Below are 20667 nucleotides of genomic sequence, written 5' to 3' on the forward strand. Positions count from 1 at the left end.
TATTCCTTTAGGGCGCCTGGAGTATGGGGCGGTCAGTTTCGTGGTTGGATGTTATAGACGCAACGCCGGTCTCCGGAGATCAGGTGCTCGCAACGTTCGACAAGCGTGTCGTCGCCCATGGCGGCGCGAAATATCTGCAGCTCCGAGCGGCAGAAACCCTGGCATTTGCGTGCGGCGGCACAGATCGGGCAGTGGTTTTCGATCAGCAGCCAACCTTCACCCGCAGGTTCCATATGCGCCATGTAGCCGGCGAGTTCGCGTATGCGCACCAGAATGGCGACTTTTTCTTCCAGGGATGAGGCTTGCGAACACGCCTGGACGTATTCCTGGCGATTGGTTGCTTCCATGCTGGTGATGATTTTTTCCACGCCGTCGCTGCCGAAAACCCCCTCGATGGATTCGATCAGGTGCAGGGTCAGCACGCTGTGGGAATCGGGGAATTTGTTTTGCGCGGTGTCTGTCAGCGCCCATTTCAACGAAGGCCGGCCCGCCCCGGAGGTGGCTGCGGAAATGCCGATGATCAACTCCGATGCCTGCAATTTCTGGATTTGTTGCCGGGTCGCCTCAAACGTGAGTTCCAGCAGCGAAGCCAGTTCGGTGGTTTTCAACGGGCCACGTGTCTTGAGCAAAAACAGGATGCGGTCAGCAGTGGATGACTGGGTATCGTCGGCGGGTCTGGAAGTCATAAATCGCGTGTAACCATGGAGAGTGAGGGCATCACTGGAGTTCGTCGACCTTTGGCGCCATCCATTGCGTAAGGGGTATTGGGCATGAGCATAGTCATTTTTGCTGCCGAGGAAAATAATAAATAAAAGGAACTAATAAGTAATTTTAAATAGCAAATAATTATAAAAGCTTTGCCTTGCTTTTGTAGGACAAAAGACTAGGCTCGTGTCTAGCTTTTTAGGAAGCTGCTGATAAACATTCATTTGCACACGACTCCGGACCGTTAAACAGCACGCTACGTCTCAAGCACCGCTTACCGACGCCAGTGAAGATAAAAACATCCAAGGAAGAGAATCTGTATGAATGCGCAAAAGCCGACGACCATCTATGAGCACGCTGATGAAGTAACCGCTCTGTCCAGCGTGGTCGACCTGGTGAAACTCTCCGACCAGTATCGACAATCCGCCATCCTTCATTTCGCTGTAGCGCAGCACCTCTTCGATCAAACCACCCGCCCGGCCAGCGCCGACGCTATCAGCAAGCAATTGGGCTGGGTGCCCAACAAGGCCAAGATCTTTCTCAATGGGCTGGTTGCCCTGGGCCTGTTGAGAAAGTCCGCCGACACCTATACCAACCAGCCCTTGGCCGAGCGTTACCTGGTCAGCCGCAGCGCCGAGTTCATCGGCCCGATCATTGCTCACCAGCGCTTGCAGTGGCAGAACTGGCCGCGCCTCGGGGAAATCCTGAGCAGCGCCGAGTCCATGGATTTCCAGCAAGAGAACCGCTTCAAGCACGACATTGCCGCGCGTGATGCCTTCAACGATGCGATGGTGCGCTTCAGCCAGCCCATGGTCGATGTGCTCAAGGAATTGCCGGTGTTCGATACCGCCAGCAAGGTCATCGACCTGGCCGGTGGCCACGGCACCTACATCGCTGAAATCGCCCGGCGGCACCCTCAGGTCCAGGGCGAAATCTGGGACCTGGCCGCTACGCGCCAGTCCGCCGAAAGCACCGTCGAGAAGTACCAGCTGGCGGGGCGACTGACGTTCAAGGAACGTAACCTATTGGACCTGGCCCGTTACGAAGGTGAAAGCGCCGACGTGATCATGGTCAATGACTGCCTGCATTATTTCACCCGCGAAGAAACCAGCACGCTGATCCGCTCGGCTGCACAGTTGGTCAACGACGGCGGTTCGCTGCTGGTGCTGAGCATGACCCTGGAAAACGACGAAATTCATCCGGCACTGTCGGCGGATTTCTCCCTGCACATGATGGTCAACACGGTGCACGGCGAATTGCATCCCACCAGCTGGATTGCCGAGCAGATGGCTTCCCAGGGTTTTGAGGTGGTCCGGGAGCCTATCGGGCGCTACAGCCTGTTGGTGGGTCGCCGTGCCGAGGGGAGGGTTGCCTGATGCTGCGTTTTATTACCTTGTACAGCCCCGACACCGCGGCACGTCTGAGCGGGTTTCTCGAACCGTTGAACACCTGCGCGAAAGCGGCCGGTTTCGAACTGTGCGCGGCCGTGGAGGGCGCGCAATTGCCGCAGGCCGATGGGTTTATTCTGTTGGTGTCGGCGGCAGACAGCCCGGACACCCTGAATACTCGGCTTGCGGCATTGGCCGACGGTTATCACAACAAGGCCGTCAGCGTCGTGCGCCTGACCGAAGGCAGCGCCGGGCAACCCGCTGGCGATCCGCTGAATGCGGCATGGCTGCAACACGCGGCCTGTTTCATTTACCCCCGTGGCCTGGCGGTCACTGACGCTGGCGTATCCCCGGACACGGTGAAAACCTGGCTGGCCGGTTTCTCCAAGTTCGCCGCCGCGATCAAAATGTGGCGCTCCCTTGAAGGTGTTTCCATCGAGGCCGCCGCGCTGGAATCCCAGCGCCCGCAACTGACCCATATCAACATCCTCACCCGTGACCTTGAAGCCTCCCAGGCGTTCTATCGCGACATCTTCGGTGCCCACTATTGCTACAACCTGGGGCCGCGCAAAGTGGTGATGGAGTTGAACGGGTTCGACTTCTTCATCGAACACAATCCGGACTTTGTCTACCCGCCGGGCTACCACATCGGTATTCGTGCGCTGCCGGAGGATGTCAAGCGCATCGCCGACAAGGTGGCTGCCGACGACAACATCACTCTGGTCCGGGGCAATGGCCCCGCGCCGGGTTATCACCATGGGCCGGACAACGTCCGCACTGCGGTGTACTTCGAAGATCCCGATGGCCTGGTGGTTGAGGTGTATTCCACCGAAATCGAGATGATCGAAACCAATCGAAGGTTGCTGCTCGACCGACTCTGAGACCTGACTGATTCACACGCCGAGCGGTTTCGCGCTCGGTCGTGGACGTGTTCGCTAGGAAAAAGGTGTACCTATGACGAATCAATACGGTTGGCATTGGCCAACGCTGCCGAGCCCCTTGCCAAAAAATGTGTCTGATCGGGTATTGATGGGCTACCCGCAGGCTTATGTCGAATATGAGCTGACCCGCCAAATCGCCGACGCCACCGGACAGTTGATGAGCGATCCCATCGAGCAACTGCTGCGGGTGGTCGAGTCGGTTGCCGAACCCCTGGTGCGGCGTATTGCCGCCGGTGAAGTGCTGGGTTGCAAGGGCGACCCGCGCATCGACGTGTTCAACCCCGCCATGTGCGACGTTCCCGCTGCCCACGTCGAGATCGGCCTGGAGCCGCAGCGCGTCGACGCGGTCATGACCGCCTACGCCGGGCTGGGCTTGGACCGCAGCTGGATCGAGAAGGAAACCCCCAACCATCGGGTCAGCTTGGCGAGCTTTCGCATCGGTCGCTACCCGGTGACCAATAGCGAATATCGCGCCTTTCTGCTGGATACCGGCTATCCCTTTTTGCCTACGGGTTGGGCGTTTGGCCGCTTTCCCCAGCATCAGGCCAACCACCCCGTGTACAGCGTCAGTGATGTCGATGCCGACGCCTATGCCCAGTGGCTGAGCCGGCGCACCGGCCGCGCGTTCGCACTGCCCAGCGAGGCACAGTGGGAATACGCCGCGGCAGGACCGCAGCGCTCCCAGTTTCCCTGGGGCGAAACGTTCAATGTCGAGTACGCCAATACCATCGAGTTGGGGTTGCTCACGTCGACGCCAGTCGGAGTGTTCCTTGAGGGCGCTTCGATGTTCGGCGCGCTGGACATGGCCGGCAACGTGGAAGAGTACGTTGCCGACGATTATCGGGCCTATCCGGGCGGGCCTGAGATCAATGATGACCTGGTGCTGGATGTCGGTAGGCATCGGGTCGCCCGTGGAGGCAGTTTCACCCGCTTCAGGGATCTTGCGCGCAACCAGCGCCGACATGGACGTTATCCACGACCCATCTATGTCATGGGATTCCGTTTGGTAGAAAACCACTCTGGCCAGAACGCGACACATCCATAGAGGCTACGTCATGGACACTCAAGTAACGCTTCATACGCAAGTTCCCATCTCTATTCTTGGTGGTGAAGTCAACGCCCACTTCTACGGGTTCAAGGGCTTTGACAAGAACAATGAACACTTTGCCGTCAAAGCCGGTGAGCCCGATGCCGAGGTACCTCTGGTACGTGTGCATTCCGAATGCATTACCGGTGATGTATTCGGTTCCCAGCGCTGCGATTGCGGCCCGCAGTTACAGGAAGCCCTTAAGGCGCTTGATGCCGAAGGCGGCTACCTGATCTACCTGCGCCAGGAAGGTCGCGGTATCGGCCTGTATTCGAAGTTTGAAACCTATCTGCTGCAAGACGCCGGTATGGACACCTACGAGGCCAACCTGGAGCTCAACCACCCGGAAGACTCGCGCAGTTTCGCCCCGGCGGTCGCCATGCTGCGTGCTCTGAATGTGCATCGCTGCCGGCTTCTGACCAACAACCCGGACAAGGTCAAGCAACTGCGCGACGGCGGGATCGACGTGGTCAGCTCGGTGCCGACCGGGGTGTTCCTGACCAAGCAGAACCACAACTACCTGCGATCAAAAGTCAGCAAGTCGAGCCACACCATCAAGCTTTGATTTCATTCCCCAGGAAAAGGACTTTTCGATGAGACACATAGGCCCTATCAGCGGCGTGGCTGCCCATGCTGGTGAATTCATCGCCACCGCTGGCTACGACAATCAAGTGATTTTGTGGAACGCCCATACCGGGCATTCGATTCACCGCGTCAGCCATGACCACCTGGCCAACCAGTGCGCGTTCAGCGCCGATGGCAAGTACCTGGTGAGTGCCAGCAGTGACTACACCGCCCGCGTTTGGGAAGTGCCGAGCATGCGCCTCAAGGCCGTGCTGTCGGGGCATGACGACGACGTGGAAATGGCGGTGTTCTCACCGGACGGTGCGTCAATCGCAACCTGCTCGCGCGATCATCAACTGCGCCTCTTCGACCTCGACGGCAACCTCAAGGGCACTTGCCGCGGGCATCAGGCCGATGTGATTTCCGTGGTCTGGTCGCCGAATGGCAAGCGCCTGATTTCCAGCAGCGACGACGGCACTGTGCGCCAGTGGGACACCTCCACCTTCGAGCAATGCGATGAAGTCGACATCGGCGGCGTCGAGACCGATACCGTCGCCATCACCCGTGCCGGCGTGGTATTTGCCGGTGACGACGAAGGGCGCATCTCGATCATCCATGGAGGCGAGATCCGCTCCATTCCCGCCCACGACGCCGGGATCAAGCGCATTGTCTGGAACGACGAAAAACAACTGCTGGTGACATTGAGTTATGACCGCCTGGCGATCCTCTGGCGCTTCGACGGCAACCAGTTGGAGCGCCTGCGCAGCACCAATTTGCCGAGCATCGTCTGGCCACGCAGCTGTGCGTTCGTCGGCAGCGATGCCCTGGTGTTCGCCACCTTCGGCTCGCGCTACGCCACCTGGGATTATGAAAACGATCAGTGGGCGGTGGACGGCATTCAGCCGGCGGTAAGCATCAACGCCGTGGTGACCACCGACGGAGGGCAATACAGCATCGGTGACGCGGGCTTGCTGTTTCGCAATAACCAGCCCGTGAGCGGTGTCGGCAGCCTGTGCAACTTCCTGTTGCCGTTCGGCCCGCTGCTGCTGACCGGCGGGCAGATGGGCCAGGTGTTCGATGCCCTCAGCGGGCGCCTGTTGTATCAGCACCGCTCGCCGCTCAATTGCGGCACGACGTTCCAGCGCAACGGCGTGTTGCATGCCTTGATCGGCACTTACACCGGCGAAGGCCTGGTGTTTGTCATCGCGGCCGATAACAGCCTGGAACTGGTTGCGTCGATACCGATGCACGACAACGCGATCAAAGGCGTGGCGGCCAACGAATATCACCTGTTCAGCGTGTGCGCCTCGGCCGCCGCCGCCCTGCATAACATCAGCGACTTCAGTTGCGCGCGGCACATCGAAAATGCCCACACGCGTATTTCCAACGGTTGCTGCCGGGTTGATGGCGGGTTCGCCAGCATTGGCCGCGACCTGAAATTGCGCCTGTGGCTGGCGTCCGGTGATGAGGTCTATGACACGCCGCACCGCAACTCCATCAAGTGCATTTGTGCCTCCGCCGACGGCGAAGTGATTGCCACCGCCAACTACAGCGGCACCATTGCGCTGTTCGACTTGCCCAGCCGTTCCTGGCAGCAGGTACAGCGTCCCACCGCCAGTGGTATCTCGTGCATCACCCACAGCACGGCCAGCGATGATTTCCTGGCCAGTTCCTACGATGGCCAGATCTACGGGATCGCCTCCCGCCGTGCCTCTTGACCCAAGGACTGCCTGATATGAGCAAGCAAGCGCAATTCATGGACGTATCGACGTACCGCCGGGCGCTCGACACCTCATTTGTCCACCGCTACAGCCACGGTGAAGATGAGTGGTCCTGGGATATCGGCATGGCCAAGGCCGCCCGGGTCTTTCTTGAGGCACTGGGGCCGACGCCGGACCAGCATATTCTCGATGCGGGCGTCGGCCGCGCGCGCGATGCCTCGGAATTTATCCTGGCCGGGCACCGGGTGACCGGCCTGGATATCGTCGAGAATTCCAGCTGGCCGCTGCTGCGCAAACGCTGGGGCGACCGTCTCAGCCTGGTGTGCAGCGCCCTGCAGGATTGGCAGCCGCCGGTGGGGGAGGTGTTTGACGGTGTGCTCGACAATGGCTGCTTCCATCACCAGCATCCGGATGAATGGGACCACTACCTGGCCAAGATCCGCCAGTACACGCGCCCTGGCGCACTGATCGGGCTCAACGTCTTCGGCGTCGATGCGAGCAATCCGGAGCCGGGATGGCGCGAGATGGATAACCAGCGTCAAGGTTATTTCTTCACCGAGCAGGGCGTGCGCGACACGCTGGAAGCGTTCGGTTTCACCTGGCAGGACTTGGTGGTGATCGAGCGTCAGCACGGCGAGGCGGTGTACCTGTTGGCGCTGGTTCGCACATGAGCCCGGCGCTGGCGCGTGACATGCACTTCATGAGGCTCGCGCTGAAACTGGCCGACCGGGGGGCGTTTACCACGGCGCCCAACCCCCGGGTCGGTTGCGTGATCGCCAGAGACGACGTGCTGCTTGGCCAGGGCTGGCACGAGTGGGCGGGGCAGGCGCACGCCGAAGTCAATGCCCTGCGCGAGGCGGGCGACGCTGCGCGGGGCGCCACCGCCTATGTCACCCTGGAGCCGTGCGGGGGGCATGGGCGCACGCCACCCTGTGCTGACACGTTGATCAGGGCCGGCATAGCGCGGGTGGTGATCGCCAGTGTCGATCGCTCCCAGCACAAGCATCACGGCATTGAGCGGCTTGAGGCGGCGGGTGTGCAGGTCGAACACCTGCCGTGCCCGGAGGCGCGTGAGTTGAACCAGGGGTTTTTCTCGCGCACCGAGCGCAAGCGGCCATGGCTGCGGATCAAACTGGCGATGAGCCTGGACGGGCGCACGGCCTTGGGCAATGGGCAATCCAAATGGATCACCTCGACCGAGGCCCGGGACGATGTACAAGTGTGGCGCGCCCGGGCCTGCGCCGTGCTCACCGGCAGTGGCACGCTGCTGGCGGACAATCCACGCTTGACGGTGCGCCTGCCCGACCCGCACACGGCGTTTTCCGCGCCGCTGCGGGTGGTGCTCGACCAGCACCTCAAGGGCGATATCAGTGCCCACGTGCTGGATGGCGCGGCGCCGACCCTGGTGTTTCACGGGCCGGGCGCCCAGCCGGCGCACCCGCCACCTGCGGGCGTGCGTTTCCGGCAAGTCGGGCTGGACAGCGAAGGGCTCGACCTGCGGCAAGTCATGACGGTGCTGGCTGAGGAGGGGTGCAACGAGGTCCAGGTCGAGGCGGGCCCGGTATTGTGTGGCGCCTTTGCTGCGGCGGGCCTGGTGGATGAATGGCTGGTCTACATCGCCCCGATGTTCCTGGGCAGTGATGCGCGGCCATTGCTGGCGCTGGATGGCTTGACCGACATGGGGCAGGCGCAACCGTTGTCGATCATTGAGCAATGCCTGGTGGGGGCGGACATCCGGGTGCGATTGCGGCCGGTCACTGCCCTGGCGTGATCGTTTCCACCTGGGTGGAAACGATCGCCGCGCGATTATTTGCGGCAGGTCAGGCCGATCTGCAGGCTGTTGTGCTCGAACAGTTTCCAGTACCCGTCACCCATGGTGTTGCGGCTGTGTTCGCTGATAAGCGGGGCGACCCAGGTGAGCTGATTGAAGCCGGCTACCCGCGCGGCTTCTTCGTACACGCCTTGCTCCCAGCGGTAGTAGATAAACGGCGCCGGCGGCGATGACATGAACTGCGCATTGCAGCGAAACCCGCCGGCGACCGGGGTTTCATCGAACACCTCAATCCCATAGCGGGTGAAATTGCCTTTTTGCAGTTCGAACGAGGGGTTGGCGGTGTAGGCCACCAACTGCCCGCCGGGCTTCAGGTTATCGGCCGCCGACTGAAACATCTTGCTGAGTTCGTCGACACTGCTGGCATAGTTGAACAGCCAGGCCGCCGTCACCATGTCGTAGTCGCCGATACGGCCCATCTTCGCCACGTCCCGCACTTCGTAGTTGATACCGTCGTTGGCTTGCCGTGCCTGGTAGATCATATTTTGGGAAATATCCACGCCATGCACCTTGGCCGCCCCCCAGTCCTTCAACTGGCGACTGAAGAAGCCATGCCCACAGGCCAGATCCAGAATACGCAGGCCCTCGACATTCCCCACCATGCTGCGGAAGGTGTCGACCTCGACCTTGCGTTGAGAGGCCTTGGCGGTGAAATCCTCGAACTGATCACTGATGCGTTCGTACACCTCTTTGGATTCTTTCATCTGCATGCCACTCCTTCGAATATGCGGGCTGGGTGATGCGCAAACCTTGGTAGTCGTTATACAAGGTATGGCTTGCAATATTAGGCACAACCTCTGGATTTAACAAACGGCTTCTTTGCCGGTACTTCTCTCTCTTCAGTCAGCGCGTCGTTCCTGCTGCAAGTCGTATTGTTTTTCATGATTGTGGTATGACGACATTTTAGATTCAGCACAAGAAAAAATTGAATCCGTCCTTCAGACGTCCTTGATCTTGCCAGTTTTGTTGATTTCAGGGTTGACAGCTCGCGTGAAACGCCAGAATAATCCGTCGTGTTGTATGACGACATACAAATCAATAACAACAAAAGGTGCTCCCTCTATGAGAATCACAGGCGTTCACGTCGAAGTCTTTGCCACACCGTCGCGCCGCGCCCAGGACAGTGCCGGCCACGCCCATCCGGGCGATGAGGTCATGATCAAGATGGCTTTGCTGCGAATCGGCTGTGATGATGGCTGCGAGGGGTATGCCTTTGGTCCGCCTGAGTTGATTCGCCCGCACATCATCGAATCCTTTGTGCGCAAAGTGCTGGTGGGTCGCGATCCGATGGACCGCGAACGCATCTGGCAAGACCTGGCGCACTGGCAGCGAGGCAGTGCCGGGCAGTTCACCGACCGGGCGCTGGCGCTGGTGGAGCAAGCGTTGTGGGACCTGGCCGGGCGCAAGTTCAAGTTGCCGGTGCACAAATTGATTGGCGGTTATCGCGACAAGGTGCCGGCGTACGGTTCGACGATGTGCGGCGATGATTTGCCGGGCGGGTTGTCGACGCCGGATGAGTACGCCCGGTTCGCCGAAAAGCTGGTGCAGCGTGGCTACAAGGCCATCAAGTTGCACACCTGGATGCCGCCGATTTCCTTCGCCCCAAATCCGCAAATGGACATCCAGGCCTGCGCCGCCGTGCGTGAGGCGGTAGGTCCGGATATCGCGCTGATGCTCGACGGCTATCACTGGTACAGCCGCATAGACGCGTTGACCATTGGCAAGGCGCTGCAGAAGCTGAACTTCGCCTGGTTCGAAGAACCCATGATGGAAGATTCGGCGGAGTCGTACGCCTGGCTGGCCGCCAATCTGGACATTCCGGTGCTGGGCCCGGAGAGCATCGCCGGTAAGTTTCATAGCCGCGCCAGTTGGGTGACCCAGAAGTCCTGTGACATCCTGCGCGCGGGCGTGGCCGGGGTCGGTGGTATCGGGCCGTGTTTGAAGGTGGCACACCTGGCCGAGTCGTTCGGCATGGATTGCGAGGTTCATGGCAATGGCGCGGCGAACCTGGCGGTGGTCGGAGCCATCAGCAATTGCCGCTGGTACGAGCGCGGCCTGCTGCACCCGTTCCTCGACTATGAAGAGATCCCGGCGCACCTCAACAGCATCGTCGACCCCATGGATGCCGACGGTTTTGTGCATTTGTCTGATCGGCCGGGGTTGGGCGAGGACATCAACTTCGCGTATATCGAGGCCAACACCTTGTCCCGACATTGATCCTGTTCCACGCCTGAGGCCGATGGCTGCCCGGGCGACAAGTCTTTATAAATATAAGAAAGGACTGAACCATGACTCTCTGGCCCAAGCGCCTGACCAGGCTGCTGTGTGTCACCGTGGCCCTGTGCGCTGTGCAGATGCCCGTTAGCCTGGCCCAAGGCGAAACGCCCCCCGACCAATTGGTGGTGGGCATGAGCATGATTAACCTGCTGTCCCTGGACCCTGCCGCGGCGACGGGTCTTGAGGTCGCCGAAGTCAACGCCAACGTCTACGACATGCTGGTGGAGCAGGACGCGGCGCAGCCGGACACGCTGATTCCAGCCCTGGCAAAAACCTGGGAAGTCAGCCCCGATCGTATGCGCCTGACCTTCCACTTGCGTGACGACGTACGTTTTCACTCTGGTGCGCCACTGACCGCCCAAGACGTCGCATGGTCGTTGCAGCGCGTAGTCACCCTCAACCGCGCCCTGGCTTCGACCTGGAAAGCCTACGGTTTCACCGCCGACAATGTCGCCAAACTGATGCGTGCCGAAGGGCCGCACACCTTCGTTATGGAGTTACCGCGCAGTACCGATCCGATGCTGGTGCTCAACACCCTGGCGACCTCACCCAGCGCCTTCATCATCGATCGCAGCGTCGCCTTGCAGCATCAGGTGGGTGATGATCAAGGCGCGGCATGGCTGGCGACTCACACGGCCGGGTCCGGTGCGTTCAAGCTCGACATCTGGCGCGCCAACGACGTGATCCTGATGAGTCGTAATGAAGATTACTGGCGCGGCGCGGCGAAGTTGCGTCGGGTAATCATGCGCAACATGACTGAGTCCCAGGCGCTGCGGTTGATGGTCGAGCGCGGCGACCTGGATGTCGCCCGCGGCATGGCCGCCACTGACATCAAGGCGCTGGGCAAGGTCGATGAAGTGCGCATCCAGAGTATCGCCCGCGGCACGCTGTATTACGTGGCGATGAGCATGCAGCAACCCTTGTTCCAGGACATTCGCGTACGCCAGGCCATTCGCCTGCTGATCGACTACCAGGGCATCAATGACGTGGTCATGCCGCACTACGGCGTGATCAATCAGCGGCCCTTGCAGTTGGGGTTGCCGGCGCGCCTGGACGATCCGGGCTATCGCCTGGACGTGGCCGAGGCCAAGCGCCTGCTGGCGGCGGCAGGGCATGCCGAAGGCTTCAAGGTGACCATCCGTTCGTTGACCGATCCGCCGTTCATCAACATCGCCACCAGCCTGCAGGCGACGCTGGCCCAGGCGGGCATCCAGGCGACGATCGTCACCGGCACCGGTAACCAGATCTATGGGGCAATGCGCGACCGCCAGTTCGACATCCTTGTCGGTCGTGGCGGCGGCGGGGCGGAGCGTCATCCGCATTCGAGCCTGCGCGCCCTGGTGTACAACCCGGACAACCGCACCGAAGCCAAGCTGAGCAACTTCCAGGGCTGGCGCACCTCGTTCTTCAACCCGCAGCTCAATCAACTGATCGAGCAGGCCGAGCGCGAGCGTGACCCCGAGCGCCAGCGGGAAATCTATGCGCAAATCCAGACCCTCTACGACCAGCAGGCCGGGGCGATCATGCCGGTCTCGCAGATGGTGGATGAGGTGGTGATTCACGCCGACGTGCGCAACTACATCGGCCATACCGCCGCCACCACGCGTCTTCGGGACGTCTACAAGCAGCGCTGAAATCGACGGCCGCAGGGCCAAGGCAGGAATGAACATGTCGACTGCATCCTTTTCGATCTGGACCAACCGGGCCGCATCGGCGACCCGGCGCAGCGGCTCGGTGGCGGTGACGCTGCTGGGGTTGCTGCTGCTGACCTTTTTCATCGGGCGCGTGATGCCCCTGGACCCGGTGCTGGCCATCGTCGGCCCGGACGCCGACGCTTCGGCTTACGCCCAAGTGTATAAAGAGTTGGGCCTGGACAAACCGTTGTGGAGCCAATTTGCGATCTACCTCGGTGACCTGTTGCAGGGTGACTTCGGCATGGCGTTGCTGACCGGCAACCCGGTTATTACCGACATCGCCCGGGTTTTTCCGGCCACCTTGGAACTGGCCACTCTCGCCATTCTGTTCGGTGTGCTGGCGGGCTTGCCCCTGGGCGTCTATGCGGCGACTCATCAGGGCCGCGCCGGTGATCATGTCGCGCGACTGATCACCTTGTTCGGCTACTCCACGCCGATTTTCTGGGTCGGCATGATGGCTTTTCTGGTGTTCTACGCCTGGCTGGGTTGGGCCGGTGGCGTCGGGCGCATTGGCCTGGCGTATGACGGGCTGATCCCCAAACACACCGGGCTGCTGCTGATCGACACCGCGTGGTCCGGCGATTGGGACGCCTTTCGCAGTGCGTTGCGCCACATCCTGTTGCCGGCGGTGATTCTCAGCTTCAACTCGGTCGCCTACATCAGCCGCATGACCCGCAGCTTTATGCTCGAGCAACTGTCCCAGGAATACATCCTCACGGCCCGAGTCAAGGGACTGTCGCAACGCAAGATTGTCTGGGGCCACGCCTTCGGCAACATCCGTGTGCAACTGCTGACCATCGTCGCGCTGGCCTACGGCGGGCTGCTGGAAGGCGCGGTGCTGATCGAAACCGTGTTCGCCTGGCCGGGGTTCGGCCAGTACCTGACCAGCAGTTTATTGCTCGGCGACATGAACGCGGTGATGGCCTGCGTGCTGCTGATCGGCCTCATCTTCGTGACGCTCAACCTGATCAGCGATGCGCTGTACAAGATCTTCGACCCGAGGACTCGCTAATGAACCTGCCCCTTGCTTCCAGCGCCCCCGGCAGCGCCGCGACACCGGCTTCCAGTGCGGCGGCGGTGGCTGCCAGCAGCCTGCGCCTGCTGCGTTTTTTGCTGCGCAACCCGATGACCTTCGCTGGCCTGATTGTCGTCGCGACCCTGATGCTGGTCGCGGTTTTCGCACCCTGGATCGCCGGCCACGATCCGCTGGTGCAGAACCTCGCCGCAGCCTTGCAGGCGCCCAGCAGCGCGCACTGGTTCGGCACCGACGAATATGGCCGCGATGTGTTCGCCCGGCTGGTGTACGGCTCGCGGATCACGCTGTACATCGTCCTGCTGGTGACGGTGATTGTCGGCCCCATCGGCCTGTTGGTCGGGACCGTTTCCGGCTACTTCGGCGGTTGGGTCGACAGCGTGTTCATGCGCATCACCGACATCTTCATCTCGTTCCCCAGCCTGGTGTTGGCGCTGGCGTTCATCGCGGCCCTCGGGCCGGGCCTGGAGCATGCGGTGATCGCCATCGCACTCACCGCCTGGCCACCGATTGCCCGTTTGGCACGCGCCGAAACCCTGCCGTTGCGCAACGCTGACTTCGTCGTCGCGGTGCAGCTTCAGGGCGCGTCGAGCACCCGGATCATCCTGCGCCACATCATCCCGATGTGCCTGTCGTCGGTGATCATCCGCCTGACCATGAACATGGCGAGCATCATCCTCACCGCCGCCGCCCTGGGCTTTCTCGGCCTGGGCGCCCAGGCGCCGTTGCCGGAGTGGGGCGCGATGATTTCCACCGGACGGCGCTACATGCTCGAAAGCTGGTGGCTGGTGGCGGCGCCCGGTGGGGCGATCATGCTGGTCAGCCTGGCCTTCAACCTGTTGGGCGACGGCTTGCGCGACGTCCTCGACCCACGCAGCCAATCCTGAGGAACAGGCCATGACTGAGATAAAACTTGCAGTACAGGACTTGTGCGTAGCGTTTCGCAACGCCGGTAAAACCTCTATGGCGGTGCGTGATGTGTCGTTCACGTTGGGGCGAGAAAAACTCGCCATTGTTGGCGAGTCCGGCTCGGGCAAGTCCACGGTCGGCCGCAGCTTGCTGCGCTTGCATCCACCGACGGCGCGGGTGACGGCCAAGACGCTGCGCTTCGCCGATATCGACCTGCTGGCCGCCAGCGAAAAGCAGATCCAGGCGATTCGCGGCGCGCGCATGTCGATGATCATGCAAGACCCCAAGTACTCGCTGAACCCGGTGGTGCGGGTCGGCGAACAAATCGCCGAGGCGTACCTGGCCCATCACAAGGTGCCCCATCGTGATGCCCGCGAACGGGCGCTGGACATGCTCGCCAAGGTGCACATCCGCGATCCCCGGCGGGTCTATGACCTGTACCCCCATGAAGTCTCCGGCGGTATGGGCCAGCGCATCATGATCGCCATGATGGTGATCACCGATCCCCAGGTGATCATCGCCGACGAACCCACTTCGGCGCTGGACGTGTCGGTGCGCCGACAGGTGCTCAGCGTGCTGGAGGAATTGGTCAGCGAGCGTGACCTGGGGCTGATTTTCATCAGCCACGACCTGAATCTGGTGCGGCATTTTTGTGATCGCGTGCTGGTGATGTACGCCGGTCGCGTGGTCGAGTCGATTGCCGCCGCCGACCTGGATCACGCCCACCATCCCTACACCCGAGGCCTGCTGGCCGCATTGCCGAGCCTGGACCATCCGCGTGCCACGTTGCCGGTTCTGCAGCGTGACCCCCACTGGTTGAATGCTTGAGGAACCTGTCATGAGCATGATCGAAATCGCCGGCCTGAACCTCAGTTTTGGCACGGGCGCGGCACTGAACGCGGTACTGCACGATGTCGACTTGAGCGTCGCCGAAGGCGAGGCATTCGGCCTGGTCGGGGAGTCCGGCTCGGGCAAGACCACCGTGCTGCGTTGCCTGGCCGGGCAGTACCAGCACTGGCGCGGACAACTGCGGGTCGCCGGCCAGGCCGTGACGCGAAACCTGCCGCTGAACCATTACCGCACCGTGCAAATGGTTTTCCAGGACCCGTATGCCTCGTTGCATCCGCGCTACACCGTCGATGCCGCCTTGCAGGAACCCCTGCGCATTCACGGCATCGGCGGGCGCGCCCAAAACGTCAGCGAGATCCTGCGCAAGGTCGGTTTGAACGACAGCTTTCGTTTTCGTTACCCGCACCAGTTGTCCGGTGGCCAGCGTCAACGCGTGGCGATTGCCCGCGCGCTGATCCTGCGCCCCCGCGTGCTGTTGCTGGACGAGCCAACCTCGGCGCTGGACGTCTCGGTGCAGGCGGAAATCCTTAACCTGCTGGCCGACTTGCGCCGCCAGGAAGGGCTGACCTACCTCATGGTTACCCACGATCTGGCGGTGGTGGCGCATCTGTGCGATCGGCTGGCGGTCATGCAGCAGGGCAGGGTGGTGGAGACGCTCGACAGTCATCTCTTGGCGAGCGACGGCGCCACCCATGCGTACACCCGTCTGCTGGTGCAGGCGAGCCGGGACATACAACGAATACCTATCGCTGTCTGAGACCACTCATTCGTCGCACTTGTTTTAACCCGTAGGAAACGTTGAACCACAGGTTTCAATGCCGCGCACGCGCTCGCCTGTGATTTGGCGTTTAAGCCAACTAATCATTCAACTAACAAGAATAAAAAACATGAAAAAGACGCTCGTGGTACTTTCTGTCGCTTCGTTATTAACCTCGGTTGTTGCCCAGGCCGATACGGGCTATATCAACGTACGCCATCAATATGCGGAAAAATCCCGCATGCACGCTGACCGCGCCAAGTTTGGTATTCGGCTGGATAACGGTGTGGGCCTGGAAGGGGAACTCAAATACAAGACCGCCGGTGACCGGCAAGACGTTGCCTTCGACAATACGGTCGGCAGCGGCCATGAATTCACCGTCAACTACCAGCACACGATCAGCGACCGCTGGACGCTGACGCCTTCGCTGGCCCTGGACAGCGATGAGGAGTCCACCACCTATAAACTGGGCCTGCGCCTGGGTTACCGCGTGACCAAGGAGCTGAGCATCGCCGGTCGCTACCGTTATGATTCAGCCAAGCTGGACCGCGACAAGATAGACCGTGACGTGCCGCATAATGGTCAGGACGACCAAGTGGTCAACCGTTACGATGTCTATATAAACTATGGTCCTCAAGGGCCGTGGGCCTATGAATATCAACTGACTTACTTCGATGCCGACTATATTCGCTATAACGGCGGTACCGACGACTATGAACAGAATGCCGTGGTCAAATACCAGTGGGATAAACGCTGGGCCCCATTCTTTGAAGTCGGTGACATTAAAGTCAATTCGGTCGACAGTGATCGCCAGTTGCGGCTGCGGGTCGGTGTTAAATACAGTTTTTTCTAAGCACTACTCGTTGTAGAACGCCTGGCGTTGCTGCGTTTCACACAGGCGCATGCGGCTATTGCTCAAATGCAGGTACATGGCTGCCCGCGCCGCGTCGACGTTGCCACTGGCGATGGCGTCGAAGATCTGCTGGTGTTCGGCATTAATCCCCTGCAAGTAAGCACTGCGGTCACTTTGCCCGGAATAGGCGGAGTTCATGCGGGTACGCGGAATCAGCTTCGTGCCCAAGTGCTTCATGATGTCGATCAGGTAGTAATTGCCGGCGGCCTTGGCGATTTTCAGATGGAACTGGAAATCGGCATTGATAGTAGTGCCGGATTTTTCCGGCCCTTGCAGCAGCGCCTCCAGCGCCTGGGCCAGTTCGACCAGGGCCGCAGGTGTTGCGCGTTGGGCCGCCATGCCCGCAGCCTGGACTTCCAGGCTCAGGCGAAACTCCAGCAGGTTGAGCACATCCGACAACGTGGCAATGGTCGCCGGCCCCAGGGTAAAACCTTCCGGTGCCGGCATGTCCAGCACAAAAGTGCCGACGCCATGGCGCGTCTCCACCAGCCCAGCCGCTTGCAAACGCGACAGCGCTTCACGCACCACCGAACGACTGACGCCTTCGGCCTCCATGATATGCACTTCGGTGGGGAGCTTTTCGCCGCACTTGAGGACGCCGTCGCGCATGCGCTGGGCAAAGCGGTCGACCAGTGTTTCGGCGAGGCGGCGTGGCTTGTTCAGTGGAGATAACGCTTGATCCGTCATCGTCGTGCTCTAGTGTGATCAGCGGGCATTATAGTGAGTTTTAGCGCAAGGTCGCGGCTATAATGCCGTGATCGTCTGGCTTTAATGGATAGGTGCAATGGACCGTGTCACACCCGATCGACGCCTGAGCATGACACAGCAACTGGTGGCCGACCTGACGCAGCAGATACTGGCCGGCGTACTGCGCGCAGGCAGCAAGTTACCCACCGAGCAAGTCATCATCAAGGAGCGCGGTGTCAGCCGGACAGTCGTGCGCGAAGCCATGTCGCGGCTCCAGGCCGAAGGCTTGGTCGAAACCCGTCACGGCATCGGCACCTTCGTGGTTGACACCGCCCGCCCGGGTGATTTCCAGGGCAGCAAACACGTCAAAGGCGGCGCCTACGATGCGCTGGCCGTCATCGAGCTGCGCCTGAGCCTGGAAGTGGAAGCCGCAGGCATCGCCGCGCAGCGCGCCACGCCAGAGCAATTGCTGGCGATGCGTGAAGCGCTCGACGCGGGGAATGCCCGCGACGCAACAGATGAGCAAAACGCTCGGGTCGATTTCGAATTCCATCTGCAGATCGCCCAGTGCACCGGCAACAGCTTCTTCATTGACGCCATCGCCCATGTGGGCAATACGTTGATCGCCGTAGTGCAAAAGGCCGGCCCAGCTGTGACGGAGGAAAGCCGGGCGTTGGTGATGCGTGAGCGGGAGCAGATCTACGCGGCGTTGGCGCGGCATGATGCGCAAGCGGCGCGGGCTTCGATGCGGTTGCATTTGATCAATATGCAGCAGCGGGTCCGGGGCGTGGTTGAGTTGACTTCCGGATGTGGCGATCCTTTGGAAGTGGATTGATCTCCAGGGTCTATGAACAGACAGAAATGATCAGATGAACATCGGCCCAGGATGCTCAGAGACTGTCAGGGTCCCCAAAAAACATCTGAATCCGCGACCTCAACCATCGTTCCCCCGGATCATTATCCTGCGACCCGCGCCACGCCATATGCAGTTCGAACGAACGCACCGGCAACGGCGGGTCTTCGGCGCGCAAGCCGCCCGCGGATGTCAGTGCCTCGGCCGCGTAATCCGGCACGGTGGCGAGGATGTCGGTGCCCGCCAGTAACGTCCCCAGCCCATTGAACTGCGGCACGGCCAGCACCACGTGGCGTTTGCGTCCGAGTTTTTCCAGCTCTTCATCGATAAACCCGCTCAGGTCGCCGGCAAACGACACCAATGCATGGGGCCGGGCGCAGAAGTCGTCCAGGCTCAATGAGCCGGGCACGGTGTCGGCGCGCAGCAGTTTCGGCAGGCTACGGCGCAGTACCTTGCGTTTGGCGTTGGCAGGCAGGTCGGCGGTGTAGCTGACGCCGATGGAGATCTCGCCGGATGCGAGCAAGCCGGGCATCAGGATGTAGTTGACGCGACGCACCACCAGCACGATGCCGGGGGCTTCGGCGCGCAGGCGTTTGAGCAATTGCGGCAGCAGGGCGAATTCCACGTCGTCGGACAGGCCGATGCGGAACACGGCGGTGCTGGTGGCCGGGTCGAATTCAGCGGCGCGGCTGACGGCGGTGGAGATCGAATCCAGGGCCGGGGAGAGCAGGGCGAAGATTTCCACGGCGCGAGCCGATGGCTCCATGCTGCGCCCGGTGCGTACGAACAGCGGGTCGTCAAACAGCCCGCGCAGGCGTGACAAGGCCGCGCTGATGGCCGGCTGGCCGAGAAACAGTTTCTCGGCGGCACGGGTTACGCTGCGCTCATGCATCAAGGTTTCGAATACGATCAAGAGGTTAAGGTCGACACGACGCAGGTCGTTACGGTTCATCTTGTGTCCTGGAAGAGTCAGCAAACTTGACGAGAGCGGCCATATCAAGAACCTCCACGGTTCCATTCAGAAGCATGACCGGCATGAATCTTACGGGGAAAGGCTGGTACTCTGCACCGGATAATTGAGTTTTCCTACGATTGCTGAGGTCTACTCCCACATGCGGAATCAATGACAGGCATGTCGACTATTAATGGCGACCGGTAGTCTTACCGGGAAAGCCCAGATAGAGTTCATGGCATTAGAGGTTACTTTGACGAGGTTTGCGATGTCCCGCACGATTCGTTTTCACAAGTTTGGTCCGGCCGAGGTGCTCAAATGCGAAGAGCATGCAGCCGCGCAGCCCGCACCGGGCGAAGTGCAGGTGCGTGTCGACGCGATTGGTATCAGCTGGTACGACATTCTGTGGCGCCAGAACCTGGCGTCGTCCCATGCACGCCTGCCGTCCGGCCTTGGTCATGAAATGGCCGGCGTCGTGGTTGCCCTGGGCGACGGTGTGGACGACTTGGCGGTGGGCGATAAGGTCGCCAGTTTTCCAGCCGAAAGCCCTAATGATTATCCGGTGTACGGCGAGCAGATCATTTTGCCGCGTTCGGCCCTGACCCGTTACCCGGACGTCTTGAGCCCCATTGAAGCCAGTGTGCATTACACGCCGCTGTTGATTGCCTACTTTGCCTACATGGACCTGGCGCGGGTCAAACCTGGGCAGTTCGCGCTGGTGACCGATGCCAGCCACTGTTCGGGCCCTTCCTTCGTGCAACTGGGCAAGGCTCTGGGGGTGCGCGTGATTGCCGCGACCAAAGACAGCGCGGAGCGTGAGTACCTGCTGTCCCTGGGTGCGGAAAAAGTTATCGTCACCGAAGAGCAGGACCTGCTCATGCAAATCAACAAAATCACCGGCGACCGCGGCGTCGATGTGGTGTTCGACGGCCTGGGCGGACCGCAGATGTCGTTGCTCGGTGATGTGCTGGCGCCGCGTGGCAGTTTGGTGTTGTACGGTCTGCAAGGCGGTAACCAGACACCGTTTCCGGCCTGCGCCGCGTTCCAGAAGAACATTCAGTTCTTCGTGCATTGCATCGGCAACTTCACCGGCAAGCCTGAGTTGGGCATCATTCAGGACCAGGTTGCGTTGCAGCGTGCCTTGCGTGATATCAACCAACTGACGGCCGACCGTGTGCTGGTTCCGTTGAAAACTACGGTGTTTCCTTTCAGTCAATTCGTCGAAGCCCACCGCTACATGGACGAATGCCCGTGCCGCGAGCGGGTTGCGTTGCAGGTTGAAGCTGTTTGAGCTGTAGGAGTATTCGCAAATGAATACTCCAGTGTCTGCGCGCATAGGGCAGATGCGCCATTTGTCAGGGCTTAACCCGCGCCAGGGTTGAGCCACTCCGGCGGCGATACGCCCCGCAAACAATACCTTTGGCCCTTACGCCGCCCTGAAATCCAGCGCGGCGCTGTCGTGTGGGCGCTGCAGAAGTTCGCGCTGCGGATCATCTGAACTGCTTT

20 protein-coding genes are annotated in these 20667 nt (G+C 60.9%); 16 read left to right on the plus strand and 4 right to left on the minus strand.

Annotated elements, in window-relative coordinates; genetic code table 11:
• Positions 1-32 precede the first annotated feature (32 nt).
• Entirely contained in the window at positions 33-686 is a 654-nt protein-coding gene (locus tag Q1V60_RS19195) for a metalloregulator ArsR/SmtB family transcription factor (protein WP_300633498.1), read from the minus strand.
• Positions 687-1025: 339 nt separating this feature from the next.
• Between Q1V60_RS19195 and Q1V60_RS19200 the strand changes: the two genes are divergently transcribed.
• The 7 genes from Q1V60_RS19200 (at position 1026) to ribD (ending at position 8177) form a co-directional block, all read left to right on the plus strand.
• Positions 1026-2081: a class I SAM-dependent methyltransferase gene (locus Q1V60_RS19200; RefSeq protein WP_300633500.1), complete on the plus strand. Its 1056-nt coding sequence runs from the start codon at positions 1026-1028 to the stop codon at positions 2079-2081.
• A complete protein-coding gene (locus tag Q1V60_RS19205) occupies positions 2081-2974 on the plus strand; it encodes a VOC family protein (RefSeq protein WP_300633502.1) in 894 nt (297 codons plus the stop codon). Before Q1V60_RS19200 ends, Q1V60_RS19205 begins: the two co-directional genes overlap by 1 nt.
• A 73-nt stretch (positions 2975-3047) precedes the next feature.
• Complete coding sequence (locus Q1V60_RS19210) at positions 3048-4079, plus strand: SUMF1/EgtB/PvdO family nonheme iron enzyme (RefSeq protein WP_300633504.1); 1032 nt, start codon at positions 3048-3050, stop codon at positions 4077-4079.
• Positions 4080-4089: 10 nt separating this feature from the next.
• Positions 4090-4686 carry a GTP cyclohydrolase II RibA gene (ribA, locus tag Q1V60_RS19215; RefSeq protein WP_300633505.1) on the plus strand — a complete coding sequence of 199 codons (597 nt, stop codon included), beginning with the start codon at positions 4090-4092 and terminating at the stop codon, positions 4684-4686.
• A 28-nt stretch (positions 4687-4714) separates the two neighbouring features.
• Positions 4715-6403: a WD40 repeat domain-containing protein gene (locus Q1V60_RS19220; protein WP_300633506.1), complete on the plus strand. Its 1689-nt coding sequence runs from the start codon at positions 4715-4717 to the stop codon at positions 6401-6403.
• A gap of 17 nt (positions 6404-6420) precedes the next feature.
• A complete protein-coding gene (locus tag Q1V60_RS19225) occupies positions 6421-7077 on the plus strand; it encodes a class I SAM-dependent methyltransferase (protein ID WP_300633508.1) in 657 nt (218 codons plus the stop codon).
• Entirely contained in the window at positions 7074-8177 is a 1104-nt protein-coding gene (ribD, locus tag Q1V60_RS19230) for a bifunctional diaminohydroxyphosphoribosylaminopyrimidine deaminase/5-amino-6-(5-phosphoribosylamino)uracil reductase RibD (protein ID WP_300633510.1), read from the plus strand. Before Q1V60_RS19225 ends, ribD begins: the two co-directional genes overlap by 4 nt.
• 35 nt (positions 8178-8212) lie before the next feature.
• Here the strand turns inward: ribD and Q1V60_RS19235 are convergent, their stop codons facing one another.
• Positions 8213-8941, minus strand: coding sequence for a class I SAM-dependent methyltransferase (locus Q1V60_RS19235; protein WP_300633512.1), 729 nt, complete (start codon positions 8939-8941; stop codon positions 8213-8215).
• Between the two features lie 358 nt (positions 8942-9299).
• On the opposite strand from Q1V60_RS19235, the gene Q1V60_RS19240 reads away from it, so the two are divergent.
• From Q1V60_RS19240 to Q1V60_RS19270, 7 genes are all read left to right on the plus strand, one after another.
• On the plus strand, positions 9300-10454 hold the full coding sequence (locus Q1V60_RS19240; protein ID WP_300633514.1) for a mandelate racemase family protein: 1155 nt from the start codon (positions 9300-9302) through the stop codon (positions 10452-10454).
• Positions 10455-10525: 71 nt separating this feature from the next.
• Complete coding sequence (locus tag Q1V60_RS19245; RefSeq protein ID WP_300633516.1) at positions 10526-12148, plus strand: ABC transporter substrate-binding protein; 1623 nt, start codon at positions 10526-10528, stop codon at positions 12146-12148.
• A 34-nt stretch (positions 12149-12182) separates the two neighbouring features.
• Positions 12183-13220, plus strand: coding sequence for an ABC transporter permease (locus tag Q1V60_RS19250; protein ID WP_300633518.1), 1038 nt, complete (start codon positions 12183-12185; stop codon positions 13218-13220).
• Complete coding sequence (locus Q1V60_RS19255; protein WP_300633520.1) at positions 13220-14128, plus strand: ABC transporter permease; 909 nt, start codon at positions 13220-13222, stop codon at positions 14126-14128. Before Q1V60_RS19250 ends, Q1V60_RS19255 begins: the two co-directional genes overlap by 1 nt.
• Before the next feature lie 10 nt (positions 14129-14138).
• Positions 14139-14978, plus strand: a complete 840-nt coding sequence (locus Q1V60_RS19260) for an ABC transporter ATP-binding protein (protein ID WP_300633522.1) — start codon at positions 14139-14141, stop codon at positions 14976-14978.
• Positions 14979-14988: 10 nt separating this feature from the next.
• Entirely contained in the window at positions 14989-15756 is a 768-nt protein-coding gene (locus tag Q1V60_RS19265; protein WP_300633524.1) for an ABC transporter ATP-binding protein, read from the plus strand.
• Positions 15757-15886: 130 nt separating this feature from the next.
• Positions 15887-16609: an oligogalacturonate-specific porin KdgM family protein gene (locus Q1V60_RS19270; protein WP_300633526.1), complete on the plus strand. Its 723-nt coding sequence runs from the start codon at positions 15887-15889 to the stop codon at positions 16607-16609.
• 3 nt (positions 16610-16612) lie between these two features.
• On the opposite strand, the gene Q1V60_RS19275 is transcribed toward Q1V60_RS19270, so the two are convergent.
• Positions 16613-17356 carry a FadR/GntR family transcriptional regulator gene (locus tag Q1V60_RS19275; RefSeq protein ID WP_300633528.1) on the minus strand — a complete coding sequence of 248 codons (744 nt, stop codon included), beginning with the start codon at positions 17354-17356 and terminating at the stop codon, positions 16613-16615.
• A gap of 97 nt (positions 17357-17453) precedes the next feature.
• On the opposite strand from Q1V60_RS19275, the gene Q1V60_RS19280 reads away from it, so the two are divergent.
• On the plus strand, positions 17454-18191 hold the full coding sequence (locus tag Q1V60_RS19280; protein ID WP_300633530.1) for a FadR/GntR family transcriptional regulator: 738 nt from the start codon (positions 17454-17456) through the stop codon (positions 18189-18191).
• A gap of 55 nt (positions 18192-18246) precedes the next feature.
• Here the strand turns inward: Q1V60_RS19280 and Q1V60_RS19285 are convergent, their stop codons facing one another.
• Positions 18247-19161 carry a LysR substrate-binding domain-containing protein gene (locus Q1V60_RS19285; RefSeq protein ID WP_300633532.1) on the minus strand — a complete coding sequence of 305 codons (915 nt, stop codon included), beginning with the start codon at positions 19159-19161 and terminating at the stop codon, positions 18247-18249.
• A gap of 268 nt (positions 19162-19429) precedes the next feature.
• On the opposite strand from Q1V60_RS19285, the gene Q1V60_RS19290 reads away from it, so the two are divergent.
• On the plus strand, positions 19430-20452 hold the full coding sequence (locus Q1V60_RS19290) for a zinc-dependent alcohol dehydrogenase family protein (protein WP_300633533.1): 1023 nt from the start codon (positions 19430-19432) through the stop codon (positions 20450-20452).
• Positions 20453-20667: the final 215 nt, after the last annotated feature.

It is taken from the genome of Pseudomonas sp. (assembly GCF_030147005.1).
In the GTDB taxonomy this organism is placed as follows: Bacteria; Pseudomonadota; Gammaproteobacteria; order Pseudomonadales; family Pseudomonadaceae; genus Aquipseudomonas.